At 63.1% G+C, this 18,566-nt stretch carries 19 protein-coding genes and 1 tRNA gene; 16 read left to right on the top strand and 4 right to left on the bottom strand.

The features are described 5' to 3' along the window. Positions 1-24 precede the first annotated feature (24 nt). The 5 genes from SGRAN_RS09290 (at position 25) to SGRAN_RS09270 (ending at position 3,916) form a co-directional block, all read left to right on the top strand. Positions 25-1,137: a TrbI/VirB10 family protein gene (locus SGRAN_RS09290; RefSeq protein ID WP_455363801.1), complete on the top strand. Its 1,113-nt coding sequence runs from the start codon at positions 25-27 to the stop codon at positions 1,135-1,137. A 2-nt stretch (positions 1,138-1,139) separates the two neighbouring features. Then, positions 1,140-1,355, top strand: a complete 216-nt coding sequence (locus SGRAN_RS09285; RefSeq protein ID WP_067182892.1) for a DUF2274 domain-containing protein — start codon at positions 1,140-1,142, stop codon at positions 1,353-1,355. A gap of 152 nt (positions 1,356-1,507) precedes the next feature. Further along, a complete protein-coding gene (locus tag SGRAN_RS09280; protein WP_067182889.1) occupies positions 1,508-1,828 on the top strand; it encodes a hypothetical protein in 321 nt (106 codons plus the stop codon). 19 nt (positions 1,829-1,847) lie between these two features. Next, entirely contained in the window at positions 1,848-2,246 is a 399-nt protein-coding gene (locus tag SGRAN_RS09275) for an HVO_A0114 family putative DNA-binding protein (protein WP_067182888.1), read from the top strand. After that, complete coding sequence (locus SGRAN_RS09270) at positions 2,243-3,916, top strand: recombinase family protein (protein WP_067182885.1); 1,674 nt, start codon at positions 2,243-2,245, stop codon at positions 3,914-3,916. Before SGRAN_RS09275 ends, SGRAN_RS09270 begins: the two co-directional genes overlap by 4 nt. A 60-nt stretch (positions 3,917-3,976) precedes the next feature. Here the strand turns inward: SGRAN_RS09270 and SGRAN_RS09265 are convergent, their stop codons facing one another. Further along, positions 3,977-5,137 carry a tyrosine-type recombinase/integrase gene (locus SGRAN_RS09265; RefSeq protein ID WP_067182882.1) on the bottom strand — a complete coding sequence of 387 codons (1,161 nt, stop codon included), beginning with the start codon at positions 5,135-5,137 and terminating at the stop codon, positions 3,977-3,979. Positions 5,138-5,325: 188 nt separating this feature from the next. On the opposite strand from SGRAN_RS09265, the gene SGRAN_RS21675 reads away from it, so the two are divergent. The 11 genes from SGRAN_RS21675 to SGRAN_RS09220 all read left to right on the top strand — a co-directional run bounded on the left by SGRAN_RS21675 (position 5,326) and on the right by SGRAN_RS09220 (position 13,386). Beyond that, the gene (locus SGRAN_RS21675; RefSeq protein WP_237233994.1) at positions 5,326-5,508 is read left to right on the top strand and encodes a helix-turn-helix domain-containing protein; all 183 of its coding nucleotides are present in this window, start codon (positions 5,326-5,328) and stop codon (positions 5,506-5,508) included. A 174-nt stretch (positions 5,509-5,682) separates the two neighbouring features. Next, positions 5,683-6,207: a hypothetical protein gene (locus SGRAN_RS09260; RefSeq protein WP_210434219.1), complete on the top strand. Its 525-nt coding sequence runs from the start codon at positions 5,683-5,685 to the stop codon at positions 6,205-6,207. 296 nt (positions 6,208-6,503) lie between these two features. Further along, the gene (locus tag SGRAN_RS22825; RefSeq protein ID WP_067182877.1) at positions 6,504-6,746 is read left to right on the top strand and encodes a hypothetical protein; all 243 of its coding nucleotides are present in this window, start codon (positions 6,504-6,506) and stop codon (positions 6,744-6,746) included. Positions 6,747-7,216: 470 nt separating this feature from the next. Next, positions 7,217-7,588, top strand: coding sequence for a hypothetical protein (locus SGRAN_RS09250; RefSeq protein WP_067182874.1), 372 nt, complete (start codon positions 7,217-7,219; stop codon positions 7,586-7,588). A 310-nt stretch (positions 7,589-7,898) separates the two neighbouring features. After that, a complete protein-coding gene (locus tag SGRAN_RS09245; protein WP_148650847.1) occupies positions 7,899-9,410 on the top strand; it encodes a terminase large subunit domain-containing protein in 1,512 nt (503 codons plus the stop codon). Next, positions 9,407-9,718 carry an HNH endonuclease gene (locus tag SGRAN_RS21670; RefSeq protein ID WP_082737178.1) on the top strand — a complete coding sequence of 104 codons (312 nt, stop codon included), beginning with the start codon at positions 9,407-9,409 and terminating at the stop codon, positions 9,716-9,718. Before SGRAN_RS09245 ends, SGRAN_RS21670 begins: the two co-directional genes overlap by 4 nt. 10 nt (positions 9,719-9,728) lie before the next feature. Continuing rightward, on the top strand, positions 9,729-10,994 hold the full coding sequence (locus SGRAN_RS09240; RefSeq protein WP_067182871.1) for a phage major capsid protein: 1,266 nt from the start codon (positions 9,729-9,731) through the stop codon (positions 10,992-10,994). Then, a complete protein-coding gene (locus SGRAN_RS09235; protein ID WP_067182870.1) occupies positions 10,994-11,602 on the top strand; it encodes an HK97 family phage prohead protease in 609 nt (202 codons plus the stop codon). The genes SGRAN_RS09240 and SGRAN_RS09235 overlap by 1 nt, the downstream gene beginning before the upstream one ends. Continuing rightward, positions 11,599-12,114, top strand: coding sequence for a hypothetical protein (locus SGRAN_RS09230; RefSeq protein ID WP_148650846.1), 516 nt, complete (start codon positions 11,599-11,601; stop codon positions 12,112-12,114). Before SGRAN_RS09235 ends, SGRAN_RS09230 begins: the two co-directional genes overlap by 4 nt. A 1-nt stretch (position 12,115) precedes the next feature. Then, positions 12,116-13,177, top strand: coding sequence for a phage portal protein (locus SGRAN_RS09225; protein ID WP_067182865.1), 1,062 nt, complete (start codon positions 12,116-12,118; stop codon positions 13,175-13,177). Next, positions 13,177-13,386, top strand: a complete 210-nt coding sequence (locus SGRAN_RS09220) for a hypothetical protein (protein WP_067182862.1) — start codon at positions 13,177-13,179, stop codon at positions 13,384-13,386. Before SGRAN_RS09225 ends, SGRAN_RS09220 begins: the two co-directional genes overlap by 1 nt. Before the next feature lie 152 nt (positions 13,387-13,538). Here SGRAN_RS09220 and SGRAN_RS09215 read toward each other — a convergent pair. The 3 genes from SGRAN_RS09215 to glyS form a co-directional block, all read right to left on the bottom strand. Next, a tRNA-Arg gene (locus SGRAN_RS09215) sits at positions 13,539-13,615 on the bottom strand. A gap of 94 nt (positions 13,616-13,709) precedes the next feature. Next, on the bottom strand, positions 13,710-16,370 hold the full coding sequence (gene ppdK / locus SGRAN_RS09210) for a pyruvate, phosphate dikinase (protein WP_067182859.1): 2,661 nt from the start codon (positions 16,368-16,370) through the stop codon (positions 13,710-13,712). Between the two features lie 114 nt (positions 16,371-16,484). Beyond that, a complete protein-coding gene (gene glyS, locus SGRAN_RS09205) occupies positions 16,485-18,482 on the bottom strand; it encodes a glycine--tRNA ligase subunit beta (protein ID WP_067182856.1) in 1,998 nt (665 codons plus the stop codon). Positions 18,483-18,566: the final 84 nt, after the last annotated feature.

The following is an 18,566-nucleotide window of genomic DNA, read 5'->3' as shown; positions in this document are numbered from 1 at the left end:
GAAGCCGAATCCAATGCAGCTCCCATGCGCCTGCGCGCCGAAGCACCCCGCGTCACGCGCCTGTCCCGCAAGATGCTCGCCAGCGTCGCGGCCGTCGCCCTGGTCGGGATCGGCGGGGCGCTGATCTACGCGCTTCAGACGCGCACCGGCGGCGACGGCGGCGAGGAGCTTTATTCCACCGCCAACCGTCAGCCCGCGGATGGTCTTGCCGGCCTGCCACGCGACTATACCGGCCCGGTCCTCGGGCCGGCGCTACCGGGCGATCTCGGCGGCCCCATCTTAAGTGCTCAGAATGCCGGTCAGCCGGTCGTGCCGCCCGTGGTCCCGACGCCCGGCATCGACGAGGCCGAACAGCGTCGCCGCGCCGAGGAAGAGGCCGCCCGTCTCAGCACCGTGTTCTTCCAGTCCCGGCAGGGATCGACGACAACCAACACGCCCGGCACGATGCCAGGGCTTGCCGGCTTCGATCCCGCCAGCGCGACGGGACAGCCGACCGCGCAGGACAGGCAGCTTGCGTTCCTTAACGCCGCGGCCGACCGGCGCACTGTCACGCCCGATCGCGTCACGCCGCCGGCGTCGCCCTTCGTGCTTCAGGCCGGGGCCGTCATCTCGGCAGCGCTCATCACCGGCATCCGCTCCGATCTTCCTGGCCAGATCACCGCGCAGGTCACGGAGAACATCTATGACAGCCCGACCGGCAGCATCCTGCTCGTGCCGCAGGGCACTCGGCTCATCGGTCAGTACGACAACGCCGTTCAGTTCGGTCAGCGCCGCGTCCTGCTCGTCTGGAACCGGCTCATCATGCCGAACGGCCGCTCCATCGTCCTCGAGCGCCAGCCGGGAGCGGACACGCAAGGCTATGCCGGCCTGGAGGATGGCGTTGACTACCACTGGTGGGATCTCGCCAAGGCTGCCGCGCTCTCAACGCTGCTCGGCGTCGGCGCCGAGCTCGCCACCGACGACAATGACCGCCTGATCCGTGCCATCCGCGACGGCGCGCAGGATACGGTCAACCAGGCCGGTCAGCAGATCGTCCAGCGCCAGTTGCAGGTTGCACCGACCCTGACCATCCGGCCCGGTTTCCCGGTGCGCGTCATCGTCACCAAGGATTTGGTGCTCGAACCCTACAGGAGCTGACCATGACCAAGCTGAAACTCGGCCCCATTGCGGACGACAAACCCGTCAGGATCACGGTGGAGTTGCCCGCCGTGCTCCATCGCGATCTCACCGACTACGGCCGTCTTCTCGCTGGAGCCGGTGCGCCGGTCGAGCCCGCCAAGCTGATCGTGCCGATGCTGGAGCGCTTCATCGCGACAGATAGGGGGTTCGCGAAGGCTCGGCGCTCGGCCGACTGATCGGCCCTCGGCATCCCCGATTTGCGGGGGTGCCGCCAGCGCGCAAGCGCGAATGCGGCACGCTACAGGCCGCCGTTTCCTCTCCACTGTTCGCCGATCGCCGGGGTCTCGTGACGCCCGCAATCCGATAAGCCGAACAATGGAGGAATCCCATGAGCACAGAAAGAACGGCAGCGCCTCGACGGCGCGCGCGCAGGGTTGCCCCCAAGGCGACGCCCACCGACCTTTACGACTATGCTGCCGATCCCGAGCCGCGCTCGCAAAAGGGGCGGCGCGCGCCTCGCACCGACAAGCACGACTTACCGGTTTACGACGATTGGCCCGATCTCGTGCCCGTCACGGAAGAAGAGGTCGACGTCTTCGAGCGCTATTTCGGCGACTTGCTGGACCGCCTGTTCGGTGGCCCTCTCTATAGCAAGCTCGGAGAAAATAACTTGAAAATCATATCAGAAAACGATATGGACAAAGAGTGAACGATGGGCGGAATTGACTATGGCTACACTGAAAGTCGGCATCGCCGACTATGAGGAAATGAAGGACCGGACGCGGCAGATCGCGGCGGGCGAGAAGAAACCCGCGCCGGGCGATCCGACCGTCTGGTTCCCATCAACGGAATCCTTTGCGCGGATACTGTCCACCGGGAACCGCGACCTGTTGCGCATCATTCACGAGCAGGCGCCCGAATCCGTGGAAGAGCTGGCGAAGATCACCGGGCGGGCGCAACCGAATGTCTCGCGCACCCTCAAGACGATGGCCGGCTACGGCCTCATCCGCATGGAAAAGGGCCGGGGCCTCAAGCTGACCCCCAAGCTCGCATATGATCGTATCGAACTGGTGCTGCCGCTGACCGCCGCCAAAGCGCCTCAGAAGGTCAAGGGAGGCCAGCAATGAACATTCAGTCCCCGCATGTCGCCCTGCGCGCCGCCCTCTATCTGCGTGTCTCCACGACGCGCCAGGCCGAGCATGACGTGTCGATCCCCGATCAGCGCAAGCAGGGCGAAGCCTATTGCGCCGCGCGCGGCTATGAGCTTGTCGAGACCTTCGTTGAGGCCGGCGCATCCGCCACCAACGACAAGCGCCCCGAGTTCCAGCGGATGATCGAAGACGGGACCAGCAAGCCCGCGCCGTTCGATGTCGTCGTGGTTCACAGCTTCTCGCGCTTCTTCCGCGATCACTTCGAGTTGGAGTTCTACGTCCGCAAGCTCGCCAAGAACGGCGTCAAGCTCGTCTCCATCACACAGGAGATGGGCGACGACCCCATGCACGTCATGATGCGGCAGATCATGGCCCTGTTCGACGAATATCAGTCGAAGGAAAACGCCAAGCACGTCCTGCGCGCCATGAACGAGAATGCACGGCAAGGCTTCTGGAACGGCGCGCGGCCGCCGATCGGCTACCGCATCATCGCGGCCGAGCAGCGGGGATCGAAGACCAAGAAGAAGCTGGAGATCGATCCGCTGCACGCCGAGACCGTGCGGATGATCTATCGCCTGTTCCTTGAGGGGGACGGCAACACCGGCCCCTTGGGCGTCAAGGCGATCACCTGCTATCTCAACGAACGCCGCCTGTTCACCCGCGACGGCGGGCGCTGGGGCCTCGCGCAAATCCACGCGATCCTCACCCGCACGACCTATATCGGCCAGCATCGCTTCAACACGCGCACTCATAAGAACCGGGAGAAGAAGCCGGAGAGCGAAGTCGCGATCATGGAGGTGCCGCCGCTCATCGAGCGCGAAGTCTTCCACTTGGTGCAGGCCCGGTTGAAATCTCGTCACCCGAGCTTGGTGCCCGCCCGCGTCACCAGCGGGCCGACCCTACTGACGGGCATCTGCTTTTGCTCGAAGTGCGGGGGCGCGATGACGCTGCGCACCGGCAGGGGAAGCACGGGCGCTGAATATCGCTACTACACCTGCTCGACCAAGGCCCGGCAGGGCAAGACCGGCTGCGTCGGCCGCACGATCCAGATGGGGAAGCTCGACGATCTGGTCGCGAACCATCTGGACGAGCGCCTGTTGGTGCCCGCGCGCCTGGAAAAGATCCTCTCCAGTCTGCTCGACCGTCGCAGCGATCGTGCCGAGCGCCGTCGGGAACAACTCGCCGAAATCAACCGGCGCGTCACGGAAACGGAAGCACGGCTCAATCGTCTCTATGACGCGATCGAAGCCGGCCTTGCCGATTTGAACGACGAGAACCTGAAAGAGCGGATGACCAGCCTCAAGGCGATTCGCGATCAGGCGAAGGCCGAAGCCGAGCGGTTGCAGGCGACGCTGGATAGCTCCGGCAATCAGACGATCACCGTCGACATGCTCGATTCGCTATCCAGCGCCGCGCGCGCAGGACTTCGGCTCGAAGAGGGCGGCTATCGGCGCGAGCACCTTCGCGCCCTGGCGCAGCGCGTTGAGGTCGCTGACGACGAAGTTCGCATCATGGGATCGAAAGCGGAACTGCTACGCACGCTGGTTGCCGCTTCCAGCGGGAAATCGGCGGCATTCGGCGTTAGTGGTTCTGTACTGAAATGGCGCACCCGGAACGATTCGAACGTCCGACCCCCAGATTCGTAGTCTTTTTGTAATATAGGTTTTATGCGGGTTTCGTCCACCCATGTTACATCTATGTTCCACCTATCCAAGCAATTCAGCGTGGGCAGCATTGACCAGCGCAGCGTCGCCGTCTGGGTCAGAGAGCAGGTGCCCGTAAACGTCGATGGACATTTGAACGCTCGAATGCCCCAGCCAAGTGGTCAAGCGTTTGAGGTCCACCCCCTGCTTGATCCATCCGCTCGCGCAGGCGTGTCGCAAAGCGTGGATGCCATAGCGCGGCGTCATCACCGGCCTGCCCTTGTCGTCCAGTTTAGGCTTTCCCTTCTCTATGACAGGATCAGCGAGACCAGCTTCGATCTGCAAACCGTAAAAGCGCCGACGCAAGAGGTTGCCGTAATCCTGCACGCCGCCCTGCCGGTTCGGGAACACGAGGCCCTGCTCGCCTTTAGGGGAGCGCAGTTTCCATTCCTTCAGCGCTTTCACGAGCGCCGCGCCTATCGGGATTGTGCGATAGCCTGCTTTCGACTTGGGCGGACCTAGTTGGCAAAACTTATCCGCTCGCTGGTTGACCGAAATCGTGGCAGCCTTGAAATCGACATCGGCCCAGCGGAGGCCACGAAGCTCTGATGCTCGAAGGCCGGTGAGAATTGCCGTCATAACCAGCGGCTTCATATCCGCGTCGGCATGCTCGATCAGGGCGCGCAATTCGTCCTTGCCGGGAATCTCGACCTTCGCCTTTTCGCGGGACGATCGCTCAACCTTAACTCCGGCAGCAACATTCTGCGCAATCAAGCCCCGCCGCTGGGCTTCTCCCAAAACGCGCGCCAACGCCCGGACCGCTTTGTGTGTCATATCTCGTGATCGCGCTTCCAATAGTTTATCGACGAAAGCCGCAACTTTGGGCTGGGTGAGACGGGACAGCTTCTCGGCCCCGATCAGCGGCGCGATGTGGAGGTCGGCGAGCTGCCGGTATTGTTGGATGGTGCCGCGTTCACGCCCCTTGCTCTCCGCCGCTGCGATCCAGATGTCGCAAGCTTGGGCAACTGTAATGCTCTGGGAATCCGGCGTATGTGTCCCTTGAGACACTTGCCACGCCGCGCTTGTCAGCCACGCGTCTGCGTCTTTCTTCCGGCTGAACTGCTTAAACCTCCGCGCCCCGCTGCCATCGCGGTAATCGACCAGCCAAGCGGTTTTCTCTTCGCCCTTGGGGCTGGTCCATTCACGTTTACGAATCGTTGCCATTCCGTTCTCCTACGTCGAATCGGTCCGACCGATCCAGAGCAAGTCAATCTAATTGCGTCAAAGCGTGCTCATACGGCGGTATTGCGTTTCACTTCGGATGCTACGCCCTTGCCGCGCGAATTCCGCGCAATACTATGGTGGTGGGTCATCCATCGGGGGTGGCTAAATCTTGTGGAAAGGTCGAAGAATTGAGTGAATTGAAGAATGACTTGCTCGACGGCGCGAAGGCGGCTGCTGACTATCTCGGGCTTCCCGCGCGAACCGTTTACCATCTCACGGCAGAGGGCCGGATTCCAGCGATTCGGATGGGCGCAAAACTTTTGTTTCGGAAATCGGAGCTGGAACGCGCCTTCACGGCAGCAGCGGCCTAATCAGCAACAAAAAATGCCGGGCGACGCGCTAACGTCGCCCGGCGGAGTCATTGACGATTGACACTTTCAAATGTAGCGGCGCGATACGCGCAAACAACCGCCGCTGGCGCTCCACCGAGGGCGAACCTTCCTTCATTGGTCGATTTCCAACGGGCCATGAATATGCAGCGGGAAATGCGCGACACGGCGCGGCAAGCTGGCCTCGATGCGGAAATCCGAGTCTTCAAATCAACGCCTCGGCCAGCGCACCTAGCGAAGATTGAGCAGCATGTTGTCGAAGCGGTGATCTGCAACCCGGGGCTGATCGCGCATGACTTCGCACCGTATCACGTCAGGGACACGCGCGAGGCGATAGAGAAATATATCGGCCACGAGATCGAAAACTGGGTTTGGTATCAGAAAATACCTAAGGGTGGAAAAAAGGCTTTGGAGGCGATGGTGGAGCGCGAAGGGATTCGGATTCAGAAAAAGGAGTACAAGACCCTTCAACACTTGCTTTTCGCGCTGGCGAAGAAGCTGCGTAGCGGAGTCAAACCGGACGAACCGCCCGTTCCTGAATCCGTTGAATATGCCGGGAAGACATACAAGGTCCACCGCAAAGGGACGGGGCGACCGTTTATCAAGCTCCGGGTCAACGGCAAGGCAACGCGGATATGCCTCGACGATTTTTTTTCGGCACCGTTGCAAAAGGCCGCGTAAGCGTGGCACCGAATTTAGTATAAAAAGCGTGGCACCGTGGCACCGAATTTTGCCCAAATATATATAGAGACAAAACTTCACTGTCGGTGTTTAGGTTCCAGCGTTATCGCTTGCCGAGATGTTTTCTAAGTCTGGGGCAGGAGGGTGCTTAGGTGTGGTGTCAGCGCAGACCATCACCGCTTGCGTTTCCCGTTAGGTTGCGGTTCTTATGCAACTTCCTGACAATTACATTTCCCTGCTCCGGGGTATCTCTATAAATTTACAAAATGATAGAGAATTTTCGGGAGGATTAATTTATGTCGTTAGATATAAGCAATCGTGCATTTCGGATGACGCTCATGGCAATTGTTAATGGCCTGCGCGAGGGCGGTCAGCTCAGCGACGACACCATAGAGGCAATAGCCAGGAATTTGCGGGAAGCTGCCACGCCAAGCAACGGCGTAGTTTACAATCAAACCGACGCTCCGTTCTTCATGGAATTGGCACGAGCGATAGAAGTTGGCGACGATGGCGCGGGTTGCGCGCTTGATCCGTCCTAAGGCCTTGCCACAGGCTTCTATCGGCAATGGCCAGTATTTTGACGAGAAACCGCAAATCGTGTAGATTTGTACCTGTTAGGGGGAGACATCGATGCGATTGGTATTACTAGGTGCGATGGCTGCATCCCTTGCTGGGTGCGTTACAACGCTTAACGATATTCGCGGCCGAGAAGTGCAAGATGACGTAGTGACCTCCCGGACACTCGCTCACGTCAGAGATTGCCTGCTACAAACTCTGGGTACAGTAGGTCGAACGCCGCTGGCTGTCGGCGATGACAGTCGAACCGAGGTAACATTTTCTGTTGGACCAGCAGGGGTGGTTTTTCATTATACTCTCAGCTCCGTCGATGAAGGGACGCGAGTGGAAGCTCGCAGAAAGAACAATATAGCTGATGGGTTTGGCGCAGGCCGCAGTTGTTACATCGACTAGGGACGTAAAGGCTAGCGCACCGGTATCGTATCTGAGCACAATGCTCGACGATGCTTTCCGTGACATAGCCCTATCTATCAGTTCTGCGGTCGGTGGGCCGTATCATCCGGGAACGCTCAACTATCCGGGCGAACCCGTTTACGATCTGGGCGGGAGTATCATCGACCCCGGCACGCCTTACAGCATTGCGGTTCACGTGCAGGTTGACAACGTGACGGAAGCCATGCGCCTTGATGCAGACTTTCAGGAGCGCGACGTGCGGCTTTTGATCCTTGGGCCGGATGCTCTGGATTCGGTTCCGACGGTTAGCGTGACGGATGGGCCGTTTGGCGGGCAGACTTATTCCATCCTCTCGGTATCCCGAGACACTTTGGGTTTCGCATGGGAATGCCGTGGGAGGGCGATAGGCTAGGGTGCGGCGGTAACTCAGCACCGGCGCTGCGGGCATATGGTTCGCATGCGTTCGACCTCCAGCACAGTTTCAAGAGACCAGATCCGGCAAGGTGAGAACGCCTCCTTGCTGGTTACGTCGGCGCGGCCCATGCGGCCAGAAGAACCAAAGCGCCGACCCGTCCCTCGCTCGCTCGTCCGGTGTCACAAACGGGCGGAACGGGCGGGGGACACCCCCCTCGGACTTGGTTCCAATAGTAGGCATCCCTGTGGGGGGGGGCTTCGGGGGTGGGGGTCTTCCTTTCTCTCTCCCCAAAATTCCGGGGAAAAATATGACCGCTGAGGCCGTCATTTCCTTCCTCGAAACGCTCAAAATTCCCGAGGGTCCGAAGGCGGGCGAACCCCTCAGGCTGGCCTCATACCAAAAAGACTTTGTGCGCGGGGCGATGGCCCCCGATGTCATGGTCGGGTGTCTAAGCATCGGTCGCGGCAATGCCAAAACGGCGCTGTCTGCTGGAATAGCTCTTGGCGCAGTCATGGGTGTCTGGGATGACCAGCCGCGTCGCGAGATTATCATGGCGGCGCGCAACCGCGATCAGGCCAAAACGGCATTTGGATTCATGGTCGGCTTTATCGACGGCCTGCCTGAGGAGGAGCGCGAACTTTTCACGATCCGGCGCGGCTCACGGCTCGAAATCGAATACGACAACAACGGCACGGGTCTGGCGCGCTGCATTGCCGCCGACGGGCGTTCGATTCTGGGCGGGGCACCTAATCTGGCTATCCTCGACGAACGGGCGGCATGGGAACGCGACAAAGGCGATCTGCTCGAAAACGCTATTTTGTCAGGTCTGGGCAAACGAAACGGCAAGGCGCTCATCATTTCCACCTCTGCCCCAGATGACGCCAACACTTTCTCGCGCTGGCTAGACGAACCTCCGCCGGGAACTTTTGTTCAAGAGCATCGGCCCCCGTTTGGCCTCCCTGCTGACGATAGGGACTCCCTGCTACAGGCTAACCCGGGGGCGTTGGAGGGCATCGGTGCGTCGCTGGAATGGCTGGAAGCGCAGGCACAGCGGGCAATTGCGCGGGGCGGCTCGGCCCTTGCGTCCTTCCGTAATCTCAACAGAAACGAGCGCGTCTCGACTGAGGATCGTTCCGTTTTGGTGACGGTGGACGAATGGCTATCTGCTGAGGTTTCTGAACTACCGGAACGGGATGGCCCGTGCGTGCTCGGCGTCGATCTTGGCGGCTCGCGGTCTATGTCGGCGGCGGCGATGTTTTGGCCGATGACGGGACGGCTTGAGTCCATCGGCACCTTCCCGGCGCTTCCTGGCCTCGTTGATCGTGGCGCAGCGGATGGCGTATCTGGTCGCTATTCGGAGATGCACGAGCGCGGCGAACTATCCGTGCTGGGCGAAAATACCGTGCCCCCCGGTCCTTGGCTGGCCAGCGTGGTTCGGCAACTGGACGGTTATCCGGTGACTTGCATCGTGGGCGACCGGTTCCGTCATGCTGAATTCACGGAAGCAATGGCCAAGGCAGGCCTCTCGCGCGTCCCCTTCATTTGGCGCGGTTTCGGATGGAAAGACGGCGCGGAAGACATCGAGCGCTTCAGGCGGGCTTTGTTCGACGGGCAGGTCAAGACACTTCCCTCTCTCCTGCTCCGGTCTGCTTTCGCGGACGCCATTACGCTTGTCGATCCGGCAGGCAACGCCAAGCTCGCCAAGGGTCGCTCCCTCGGTCGCATTGATGCTGCCGCCGCCACGGTGCTCGCGGTTGCTGAGGGCGCCCGACAAGTTGCCCGGCCTGCTCGCCAAAAGGCACGGATAGGCTGGGCATGAAATGGGAACGCCACGGAGCCAGCATTTACAAAACGGCGCGTTGGAAAGCGATACGCCAACAGGCCAAGCGGCGCGACGGTTTCGCGTGCGTAAAGTGCGGTTCCAGTCAGCGGTTGCAGGTCGATCATATCAAGCCGCTTCGGTCCAATCCCGAACTCGCCTTCGACATCAACAATACCCAGACCTTGTGCGGCACATGTCACAGCAAGAAAACCCGCGTCGAATGCGGGCACCCAGAATTGTCGCCAGAACGGCAGCAATGGCGCGAATTTATGCGCCTCTCTCCTCCCTCCACACTCTCTGAATAGGACTCCTTGAATGCTTGAATCCGTTAAAATCTCTCGCCGCCAGAGCGAAATCCGCTCCGAACTCTCCACTCTAGCCGGGAAGGCCGATGCTACGGCGGACGAAATCCGGTCGATGGAAACGCTCGACGCCGAATATCGGGCAAACGAGACTCGCTATCGGGCCGCGTTGATCGCTGAAGATGGCGAGCGCCGCGAAGCTGGCACCGAACTCGAAACCCGCAGCGACCGCGAGTTTGCTGATCTTGTTGCCGGTTTCGAGATGCGGCAGGTTGTGCTTGCTCTCGACGAGGGCCGGACACTTGAGGGCCGAACTGCTGAGGTTGTGCAGGAACTTCGCAGCGCTGGTGGCTATCGCGGCGTCCCTGTCCCGCTCATGGCGTTGGAAACCCGCGCCGGCGAAACTATCGCCAGCGGCACGCCCGACCCGATCCAGACCCGACCCGTCATAGACCGGCTCTTTCCGGGTAGCGTGGCGGCGCAGATGGGAGCGCAGTTGATCCAAATCGGCAGCGGTGCAGTTGAATGGCCGGTGACGACCAGCGCGGTCACGGCAGGCTGGGCGAACGGTGAACTTGCCAATGTGGCCGGTCCGACGACCTATGCGACGACCGACAAGGCCCTGAAACCCGAACAGACGCTGGGCATTCACATGCGTGTCAGCCGAAAAGCAATGCTGCAATCGGGCGATGCGCTGGAACAGGCAATCCGTCGCGATATGTCCGGCACCATGGGCGCCGAACTCGACAAGGCGATTTTCCTCGGCACGGGTGCGAACGGTCAGCCCCTCGGCGTCGTCGCGGGCGCTGGCACCTATGGCATTACGAGCACGAGCGCGGCGGGTCCGGCAACGTGGGCAGCGCTGCGGGCTGCGGTGGTGCGGTTCATGGCGGCGAACGCGGCATCTGGCCCCGAGGCGGTGAAGGCGCTGATTCGTCCCGAAATGTGGAGCTACATGGATGGCACCGAGGCCTTCACCGGCTCCGGCGTCACCGAGTTTGATCGCGCGAAGGCGCAGCTCGGGGGAATCGTCCAGACCGCCAATGCCCTGCCGACGCCGGGAGGCACGCCGCCGGTGGCGTTGCTGACCACAAGCGCGGGCGGTGTGGCTCCGGTGTTCGTCGGCCTGTGGGGTGCGGTCGATCTGATCCGCGATCCGTTCTCGGACGCGCAATCGGGCGGTCTCCGGCTCACGGCCCTCACGACTGCCGACGTTACGGTGGCTCGACCGGCGCAGCTTCAGGTTGTGACCGGCCTTGAGATCACGGACCCGAGCTGATGGCCCCCGTCTTTGATGCGGGGCTGGAACTGAGGGCGGCGGGTGATGGCACTCGCCGCCTGAGGGGCAGCTTTCCCTATCGCAAGCGCGCGGTGATGGATGCAGGCGGCAATGGGCGTCGGCCTAAGAAAGAAGAGTTTGCACCCCGTGCGTTTTCCTACGCCGTGGAAGACGCCGACCGGGATGTTCACCTCTTAATCGGGCATTCGTTCGACAAACCGCTGGCGTCACGCAAGGCGGGCACCCTGCTGCTCTCCGACACATCAGCGGCATTGAATTTCGAAGCGATCTTAACGCCGGAAATCTTACGAAGCACATGGGCACAGGATTTTATCGCGGCATTCGAAGCTGGCCTTATCGGCGGCATTAGCCCCGGCTTTCGCGTTGCCCCGCCTGAGGTTGTCGCCAAGCCGGAAGAGACGACGGAAGAGAATCCAGCCGAGGGGAAAGCCCTGATCCGCACCATTTTCGCGGCGATCCTGTTTGAACTCTCGATGGTGACGCGGCCAGCGTATCACGACACGGAGGCCGATCTTCGCCACTTCAATCCTGCCCCAGATGTGCCCCCTGCGGCGTATCTCAACGCCTTGCGGAGGTGGAGGGCGTGAGGAAAGAGCAAGCCATTTTGACGCAACTCGAGGGGATTCCAGAAAGCTATCCCGCCGTCGAGGGCGTGACCGGCTCAGCGTTGGCCGTCGCGTGGCAGCGTATCGAGTATCACATCGCCTTTCGCTATACGCCGCGCTCGGTGGAATGGCGCGTGCTGTCCACTGGCTGCGAGTTTGTGCCGCCGCTGGCTCCTGTTACATCGCTAACGATTCAGGTCGGCGACGATGCGCCCTATGCGCCTGAAACTGGCCCTCTGGGAGGCTATATTCTCCCCTGCGGTCTGGTGACGATCACCGGCTCGGTCGGCGCTGGCCCTGCTCCTGCTGTCGTTCTGGAAGCCGTCCGCCGCTATGCAAAATATATCGAAGCTGGAAGCAGGCTGCCCGTGGGAGTCAACAGGTTCAGCTCCGGCTCCGCCGACGTGTCGATCCGTGGCGATCAAATATCCCCGTCGATGGCAATGGCGAACTCTGGCGCTGGCGATCTGCTGCGTCCATACAGGAGGGTCTAAAATGGGCCTGTTACAGCGTTTCTTCAACAAGCCCGAAACCCGCTCGGCGTCAAATGCGGGATATACTTCTCAGGTCATGGCCGCGCGGGAGGCGTATGTGGCGGGGCGCTTGGGTCTGGGCGATCTGACTGCGACAGTGCAAACGTGCGTTAGCCTATGGGAATCCGGCTTTGCGCTGGCCGACATTACCGGCACCGACATGCTACGGCGACAGGACATGGCCATCGCGGCCCGTGCGCTGGCTCTGCGCGGCGAGGCGGTGTTTCTGATCCGTGACCAGCTCATCCCGATTGTGGACTATGACCTCTCTACCCGTGACGGCGTGCCTAAGGCCTATCGTGTTGCCATTCCCGAGATTGGCGGCGGGCGGAACGAAACCGTGCTGGCTGCCGAGGTGCTGCATTTTCGCGTAGCCCCTGATCCGGGTGCACCGTGGGCAGGACAGGCTCCCTTGCGCCGGGCACAGCTTACGGCTGGGTTGCTTCACACGTTGGAATCGGCGCTGGCTGAGGTTTACGAAAACGCGCCGCTCGGCTCGCAAGTCGTTCCGTTTCCCGAATCCCCCGACGTGGACCTCGATACGCTGGGCCGTGGTTTCCGCGCTCGCCGGGGCCGGGTCATGCTCCGTGAGTCTGTGAACGTGACGGCTGCCGGAGGGCCGACGCCAGCGCAGGACTGGAAGCCCCAAGGTGTGACGCCAGACCTTCAGCCGTCGCAGGCCTTGCAGTCCCTCAGCGAAGCCCGTGGCGCAATCTTTGCCGCGTTCGGTGTTTTGCCCGCTATGTTTGCGAGCAACGCGCAGGGGCCGCTTGTCAGGGAAGCTCAACGGCATTTGGCGCAGTGGATTTTGCAGCCCATGGCCGTTATGATGGCAGAAGAAGCAAGCGACAAGCTTGCCAGCCAAATCTCCATTGACGTCGTGCGTCCAGCGCAAGCCTTTGATGCGGGCGGTCGTGCCCGTGCTTTTGGCGCGATGGTTCAGGCACTGACACAGGCCAAGGAGGCGGGTCTCGATCCGCAAGCGGTGGAAGACGCGCTATCCTTCATTGATTGGGCAGAGTGATGACTCACATCAAAAACAACTTAGAAGCCGCAGTATCCGAAATGGCGTTCCGCTTGTGGGAAGAGGAACATAAACACCCCCCTAAAGCGTCGGACGCCGAATCGTTCCTCGATCTAGTGGCGGCCTGCCGGGAAGCCCTCAGCGGCAAAAAGGCCAGCAAGGGATATAACATTTATGGGATAATCGGCGAATCGCACCGCAACGGCTGAGTTTTTGCCGTTTCCCATGTCACGCCGTGTTGCATCCATGTTGCATGGAGTCGCCGTCACCGGTTTGAAACCCACGGAAATCTGCGGAATTGCGTGGAACATGGTGCAACAACGCTGAGGGGCCATATTCTTCGCTAAGTCATTGAAAAATATGGCGCACCCGGAACGATTCGAACGTCCGACCCCCAGATTCGTAGTCTGGTGCTCTATCCAGCTGAGCTACGGGTGCGTGGAGCGGTGCCTTTACGGACAGTCGCGGGGGGGCGCAACCCCCTATTTCGCCTTTTTCGACCGGCGAACAGGGGATCGCGCCGCCGCGGCGATCAACCGCGTTTCAGCGCCGCCTGCGCCGCCGCGAGCCGCGCGATCGGGACGCGGTAGGGCGAGGCGCTGACATAGTCGAGGCCGGTCCGCTCGCAGAAATGGATGCTCGGCGCATCGCCGCCATGCTCGCCGCAGATACCGAGCTTGATGCCCGCGCGCGCGCCGCGGCCGCGCTCGGCCGCGATCTCGATCAGCTGGCCGACACCCTCGACATCGATGCTGACGAAGGGGTCGGTGACGAAGATACCCTTGTCGACATATTGGGTCAGGAAGCGGCCCGCGTCGTCGCGGCTGACGCCGAGCGTGGTCTGGGTGAGGTCGTTGGTGCCGAAGCTGAAGAATTCGGCCGCCTGCGCGATCTCCCCCGCCATCAGCGCGGCGCGCGGCAGTTCGATCATCGTGCCGACCAGATAGGCAATCTCGCGGCCCTTTTCGGCGAACACCGCCTTCGCCGCCGCATCGACGACCGCCTTCATCAGGTCGAATTCGCGGCGCGTGGCGACGAGCGGGATCATCACTTCCGGAACCGGCGCCGAGCCGGTCTCGGCAGCGACGTCGCATGCCGCCTCGAAGATCGCCCGTGCCTGCATCTCGTAGATTTCGGGATAGGTGACGCCGAGGCGGCAGCCGCGATGGCCGAGCATCGGGTTGAATTCGTGCAGTTCGCTCGCGCGCGCCTTGAGCGCCTCGATTCCGACGCCCGCCGCGGCGGCGACCTCGGCGAAATCCTCTTCGCGCGTCGGCAGGAATTCGTGCAGCGGCGGGTCGAGCAGACGGATGGTGACCGGCAGGCCCGCCATCACGCGGAAGATCGCGGCGAAATCGCCGCGCTGCTCGGGCAGCAGCTTGGCGAGCGCGGCGCGGCGGCCATCCTCGCTGTCGGCGAGGATCATCTCGCGCACCGCGGCGATGCGCGCGGCGTCGAAGAACATATGCTCGGTGCGGCAAAGCCCGATGCCCTCGGCCCCGAAATCGCGCGCGACCTGCGCGTCGGCGGGGGTCTCGGCGTTGGTGCGGACCTTCATCCGGCGCACCTTGTCGGCCCAGCCCATCAGCGTGCCGAAGTCGCCGACTAGTTCGGGAAGCAGCGTCGGCACCTCGCCCGCCATCACCTCGCCGGTCGACCCGTCGAGGGTGATGACGTCACCCTCGCGCAGTTCGCGCCCGGCGACGCGCAGCACGCGCGCCGCGCCGTCGATGCTGAGCCCGCCGGCACCCGAGACGCAGGGGCGGCCCATGCCGCGTGCGACGACCGCCGCGTGGCTGGTCATCCCGCCGCGCGCGGTCAGGATGCCCTTGGCGGCGTGCATGCCGTGAATATCCTCGGGCGACGTCTCGATGCGGACGAGGATCACCGCCTTGCCCATGCCCGCAGCCTTTTCGGCGCTGTCGGCATCGAACATGATCTCGCCCGACGCGGCGCCGGGGCTCGCCGGCAGCCCCTTGGTCAGCACGTCGCGCGGTGCCTTCGGGTCGAGGGTCGGATGGAGAAGCTGGTCGAGCGCACCGGGATCGACCCGCTGCACCGCTTCCTGCTCGGAGATCAGCCCTTCGGCCGCCATGTCGACCGCGATCTTCAGCGCCGCCTTCGCCGTGCGCTTGCCGCTCCGCGTCTGGAGCATCCACAGCTTGCCGCGCTCGACGGTGAACTCGATGTCCTGCATGTCGCGATAGTGGTTTTCGAGCGTGTCGAAGACGCTGCCCAGTTCGGCGAAGGTCTCCGGCATCGCCTCTTCCATGCTGAGCGGCTTGGCGCCGGCCTTCTCGCGCGCCGCGCGGGTCAGATATTGCGGCGTGCGGATGCCCGCGACGACGTCCTCGCCCTGCGCGTTGATCAGCCATTCGCCGTACCAGGCGCGCTCGCCGGTCGCGGGGTCGCGGGTGAAGGCGACGCCGGTCGCCGACGTGTCGCCCATGTTGCCGAACACCATCGCCTGCACATTGACCGCGGTGCCCCATTCGCCGGGGATCGCATTCAGGCGGCGATAGACTTTCGCGCGGTCGCTTTCCCAGCTCGCGAAGACGGCGCCGATCGCGCCCCACAGCTGATCCTTCGGCTCCTGCGGGAAGGGCGCGCCGGTCTCGCGCTGCACGATCGCCTGATATTCGATGACGAGCGCCTGCCAATCCTCTGCCGCCATCTCGGTATCGAGATAGAAGCCCTTGTCTTCCTTCGCGGTTTCCAGCGCTTCCTCGAACGCCGCATGGTCGAGGCCCATGACGACGTCGGCGTACATCTGGATGAAGCGGCGATAGCTGTCCCACGCGAAGCGCGGGTCGCCCGACGCTTCGGCGAGCCCGGCGACGGTGCGGTCGTTGAGGCCGAGGTTGAGGACGGTGTCCATCATCCCCGGCATCGACACGCGCGCGCCCGAGCGGACCGAGACGAGAAGCGGATTGGCGGGGTCGCCGAACGCGCGGCCCGTCAGCCCCTCGATATGCGCGATGCCGCTCGCGACCTCGTCGGCCAGGCCGGCGGGGAACTGCTCCGCATTGTCGTAATAGGCGGTGCAGACTTCGGTGGTGATGGTGAAGCCCGGCGGCACCGGCAGGCCGATCGAGGCCATTTCGGCCAGGTTCGCGCCCTTGCCGCCCAGCAATTCCTTCGCACGCTCGGCCGTCGTGGCCGTGCCGCCGAACAAATGCACCATCGTCGTCATGTCATGCTCCTGCTGCCCCGGGGAGGAGGGTTGGCGGGGAAATAGGGACGCCACGCCCTATGGTCGATTCAGATTTGCTTCGCGCACTATAAGGGATGCCGCATAGCCATGGCGTCAGCCCTCGATCTTCGAGAAATCGGCGACGCCATGGACGGCGCCGGTAAATCGGGCGAGCAGGCCCAGGCGATACGCCCGGACCGCCGGATCGGGATCGTTGACCATCACGCCGTCGAAGAAAGCGTCGATCGGCGCGCGAAGCGTCGCGAGCGCGGCCATGGCCTCAGTGAAATGCTCGGCGGCGACCGCAGCCGAGGCCGCGGGTTCGGCGGCATCGAGCGCGGCGAGCAGGGTTGCATCGACTTCCGTAGGCGCGGTGGCGGCAGCGGCATCGGTCACCTCGCCCGCCTGCTTCAGGATATTGGCGGCGCGCTTGTAGCCCGCGAGAAGATTGGCGCCGTCGTCGGTCGCCATGAAGGCTTGCAGCGCCTGCACGCGCGCGAGCGAACAAACGAGATCGCTCTCGCCGCCGAGAGCAAAAACCGCGTCGATCAGGTCGTGGCGGACGCCGGCCTCGCGCTGCTGGACCTTGAGGCGATCGGCGAAGAAGTCGAGCAGATCCCCCTCCCCGACCGGGAAACGCAGGCCGTTTTCGGTCACGATCCGAATGATGCCGAGCGCGGCGCGGCGCAGCGCGAACGGGTCCTTCGATCCGGTCGGTTTCTCGTCGATCGCGAAGAAGCTGCGCAGCGTATCCAGCTTGTCCGCCAACGCCACGGCTACCGTCACCGGTGCGGTCGGCACCTCATCGCCCTGCCCGACCGGCTTGTAGTGATCGCGGATCGCGTCGGCGACGGCATCGGGCAGGCCTTCGGCGCGGGCGTAATAGCCGCCCATCAGGCCCTGCAGTTCGGGAAACTCGCCGACCATTTCGGTGACGAGGTCGGCCTTCGCCAGTTCGGCCGCCTGCCGCGCCAGCGCGGGGTCGCAGTTCGGGACGATATCTTCGCTCGCCAGCCATTCGGCCAGTTTCGCGACGCGCTCGACCTTGTCGGCGACGGTGCCGAGCTTTTCGTGGAAGGTGATGCTCGCCAGCTTCTCCGCGTGCTGCGCCAGCGTCTTCTTCTGATCCTGTTCCCAGAAGAAGCGCGCATCGGACAGGCGCGCGGCGAGGACCTTGCGGTTGCCCGCGACGATCGCCGCGCCGCCGTCGCTCGCGGCGATGTTCGCGGTGCAGACGAAACCGTTCGCCAGCCTGCCGTCGGAGCCGGTCACGACGAAATATTTCTGGTTCACCCGCGCCGTGAGCTGGATCACCTCGGGCGGCACCTCGAGGAAGGTCTCGTCGAAGCGGCCGAGCAGCGGCACCGGCCATTCGGTGAGCCCGGCATTCTCGACCACCAGCCCTTCGTCCTCGACGAGCGTCAGCCCGGCGTCGGCCGCGACCCTGGCCGCGCCTTCGCGGATGATGCGGGCGCGTTCCTCCTGATCGACGATGACATGGCAGGCGCGCAGCTTGTCGGCATAATCCGCCGCCGAGCCGATGGTGATTTCGCCCGGGCAATGGAAGCGATGGCCGCGCGTTGCGAAACTCGCGGAAATCCCGCCAACTTCACACGCAATCAACCGTTCGCCGAACAGCGCGACGATGCCCGACAGCGGCCGCACCCAGCGCAGGCTGTCGCTGTTCGCGCTGTCGCGGCCCCAGCGCATCGACTTGGGCCAGGCGAAGGCACGGACGATCGCGGGAATCGCCTCCGCCAGCACCTCGTTCGTTGCACGGCCGGGCTTGTCGATCACCGCGAACCAGACGCCGTCGCGGTCTTCGAGCCGGTCCTGCGTCAGCCCGGTCTTGCGCAGGAAACCCTCGAGCGCCTGCGGCGGCGCGCTGGTGCGCGGGCCCTTCAACTCCTCGCTGACCGCGGCGGTCGCGTCGGGAAGGCCCTTCGCGATCAGCGCGAGGCGGCGCGGAGTCGACCAGACGGTCAGCTCGCCGACCGCCAGCCCCGCCGCCGCCATCCGGGCGCGGAACAGCTTTTCCAGCTCGGCGCGCGCGCCGGCCTGCATACGGGCAGGAATTTCCTCGCTGCGCAGTTCGAGAAGGAAGTCGGTCATGCCAGATCCTCCGAACCCCAAACCCCGTTCGCATCGAGCGAAGTCGAGATGCCCCGAAGGACGGCGCCATTCCGATGCGTGTCT

Source organism: Sphingopyxis granuli, from assembly GCF_001559015.1.
Lineage (GTDB): Bacteria > Pseudomonadota > Alphaproteobacteria > Sphingomonadales > Sphingomonadaceae > Sphingopyxis > Sphingopyxis granuli.
This window is presented reverse-complemented; position numbering and strand designations above follow the sequence as displayed.